This is a genomic window from Pedobacter sp. 01T416_2 (genome assembly GCF_056398925.1).
Genome location: NZ_JBFTQI010000749.1, coordinates 1 through 2,858, shown reverse-complemented (window position 1 = coordinate 2,858; position 2,858 = coordinate 1). Strand labels below are relative to the sequence as shown.

Here is a 2,858-nt window from a genome sequence, read left to right as displayed (position 1 = left end):
CGGATAGGGTTGCTTCGATCATGTTGATAAGCTTCTGCTTAGGGATGTCTTTTAACGAAAACTCCAATTCGCGGTTTCGGATGTAATTACTGCCGCCCAAGGTTGCGCCAATGTAGGTGTTGAGGTTTCCGATTAAATGCAGGCAAAGGTTCCCTGCTGAGTTTGCAATCTCCTTATCTATAACCCATAGGTTTGATTCATTTTTGTATGATTCGATTTCGGATTTCAGTTTGTTAAGATCGCGACTGAAAAGGGATTTTAAGGTTTGGGTAAGCATATGCGAATTCTTAAGGGATTATTTGAAATGTTGTTAGGGGAATAAATGTTTAAAGCCGACACGGGATTTTGTGTTGAAGGAATGATTGTCGTTAATCTGGCGTTACATTTACCACAACTCTGTCCGGGCCTACAAGCGAAAGTTGCTTTACACATTTCCATTTTGAGCCAGTTTTTAATCCTTCAAGTGTGTTTCCGTCAACTATAATATCGCCAAACTCATAAGCATAACAAGCATATGTCCATAACAGATTAGCCACTTCATTTTCGTTAGCTGCTGAGAACCGGATTTGAAAATCAGGTAATCCAATGGAGTGAAGACCAACTGTATCCATTAACAATTCTTTGTGATCGGCATTGTTGCTAATGTTGTAAAGCCTTACATTGCAAATTGCATTTAACATCTGTATTTTATCCGTCTCCCAAATGCTTACCATGTGGGGGGGATTTAAGATTTTTTGTGCTGGTGATGAATAAACTGCATTTGGTTGCGTTGCCTTGATCACTGCCACCAGAAAATCCATAAATATATTTAAGCGTTCTTTATAGGGTAATGTTCTCGACATTAAATCAGTTACCAATATTTCATAAGTGCAGTTTTTAGCAATCTGATTGGCTTCTTGCCAATGCCAGTTTTGTTGAAAAGCAGCATCTGGAAGTTCTACCTCAGATTTGCCCTGATCAGGTATCATTATCGTGCACTGTGCCGGAATTGTTGCATCAGCAAATTGAATGGGATGATTGGGGAATAAAAAAATAAAGGTGTTTTCTGAGAAGGAATGTTCAACATTTGCAAAGTGTTTTTTCACCTCCGCTAATACCTGATTGCTATCGAAGTTAGGTTTGTCAAGGAATAAAAGTTTAGCGGTAAGCAGTTCAGGGAAATTCTCCAATGGATCATTTTCTGCTATCTGTTCATTTTCTTCTACAATGTTTTTCTTTTTAAATACGTTGAATAAACCCATTATACATTATGTTTTTGATGGCTAGTATTGTGATTATAGCCTGGTTTAAATATACAAATGAATACTGCCCAATACCACATTAAATTATAATTTCTTTAACTAACGGTTAGATTTCCTTTGCAGACCTGAGTGCCTAAAGCCGATAAAATGGAGCCCAGAGTTCCGATTTTTCACCGGGGCAAGAACTTGAAGTAATAGCGGGACTAACACTTAATAGTAGCAATAATCTGCTTTTCAAATAAAAATAAAAGGATGTTAAAGCACATTGTCCGACCAAAGATCTTTTACAGAAAAGATGAGGCTGTATCATAAGTTGTGATTCCATTCCAACCTGTCACGTTGAGCTTGTCGAAACGCTTTGAGGGCATTAAACAGGTCCTTCGACAAGCTCTCCACAGGAGTCCTTTGGACAGGAGACAATTCTATATTTATGATACAACCTCATGACGATCGCGTTGGGAATAGCGCTAAAAATTAATCTTTTACCAAAAAAAACACCTACAATTTCTTACAGGTGTTTCTCTATTAAAAAGTTTTAATTTATACTTTTCTTACCCCACCTGAGCCAACAATAGTTTTATCAACACTTGGATTGCCAGAGTAATTTACGCTTCCTGATCCGCTGATTACCGCTCTAATACTTTCGCTTACGGCGATATTTACGGTTCCTGAACCACTGATGGTACTGGTTAAAGTTTTTGTAGAAAAAGATTTACCGGCAAAGGTGCCTGAGCTGCTGATTACTACTTTTGCATGATCTGCACCGCCTGTAATGTTTATTGCACCAGAACCGCTAATCACACCACTATAGTTGTCTACATCAGCGATTGCTTTAATGCTTCCCGAACCGCTTACAGTTGTAGTTAGACTACCTGTGCTGATTTTTCCATTAACACTTAAGTTGCCATCACCGCTTACGGTTAAGCTGGCCAACTCTTTTGCCGTTACGTAAGCTGTGATTTTTTTGCCTTCATATTTTCTAGTCCAGCTAGTAATACTGGTTTGCGGGCGGATAACCAAAACGTTGCCTTTTACTTCGGTAACAATTGAGGCCAATGCATCAGCATCGCCTTCTAAACGACAGCTTTCGCTATTGCCCAAAGTTACAATTACGTTTATTGGGCCTGCTGCAGCAACTCCGTTGAAGTTTTTCACATCTCTGTCGTCGCCATTATTTTTTGAAGTGTTGATGCTGATCTGATTTTTAGCAATTACATTAATACTAGAGGTTAATGTTAAGGATGCCAATAATATTGCAAATACTTTTTTCATGGTAATGGATTTTATTTTTTAGATGAATAATGAGCTTTTCTTATAAGACGGTTGTTTTTAAGAAAAGTTGCACAAGTTGAAAATTATCTTTGGTGGCCGACTTACGAAGTTAGCTGAGCTATCGGGCCAGGGAAACTTCGTAAGTCTGGACGAGGATTAACCTTTTTTGAGGTTAATATAAAACAACGGATCGTGTTTAAAGTTATCTGCATTTATGCTGGCATCTACCTTAATGGTTTTCCAATCGTTTGTAGGTTTAATCAAGGTATATGCACCTGTTTTTAATGTTACACGGACAGGCATATCAAAACCTTTAACATCGGTTATCCAGCGATAAGATAAAGT

At 38.2% G+C, this 2,858-nt stretch carries 2 protein-coding genes and 2 pseudogenes; all 4 read right to left on the bottom strand.

Annotated features, from left to right (window positions below):
* Window positions 1–277: pseudogene (locus AC1DPQ_RS23485) on the bottom strand (DinB superfamily protein); the annotation flags it as partial.
* Window positions 278–368: 91 nt separating this feature from the next.
* A complete protein-coding gene (locus AC1DPQ_RS23480; RefSeq protein WP_477611047.1) occupies window positions 369–1,241 on the bottom strand; it encodes a DUF4261 domain-containing protein in 873 nt (290 codons plus the stop codon).
* Between the two features lie 540 nt (window positions 1,242–1,781).
* On the bottom strand, window positions 1,782–2,513 hold the full coding sequence (locus tag AC1DPQ_RS23475) for a head GIN domain-containing protein (protein ID WP_477584161.1): 732 nt from the start codon (window positions 2,511–2,513) through the stop codon (window positions 1,782–1,784).
* Window positions 2,514–2,669: 156 nt separating this feature from the next.
* Window positions 2,670–2,858, bottom strand: a pseudogene (locus AC1DPQ_RS23470) (M1 family peptidase); the annotation flags it as partial.

Excerpts from the sequence above, each read along its gene's own strand:
- AC1DPQ_RS23475 (WP_477584161.1), bottom strand. The coding sequence starts at position 2,513 with ATGAAAAAAGTATTTGCAATATTATTGGCATCCTTAACATTAACCTCT.
- AC1DPQ_RS23480 (WP_477611047.1), bottom strand. The coding sequence starts at position 1,241 with ATGGGTTTATTCAACGTATTTAAAAAGAAAAACATTGTAGAAGAAAAT.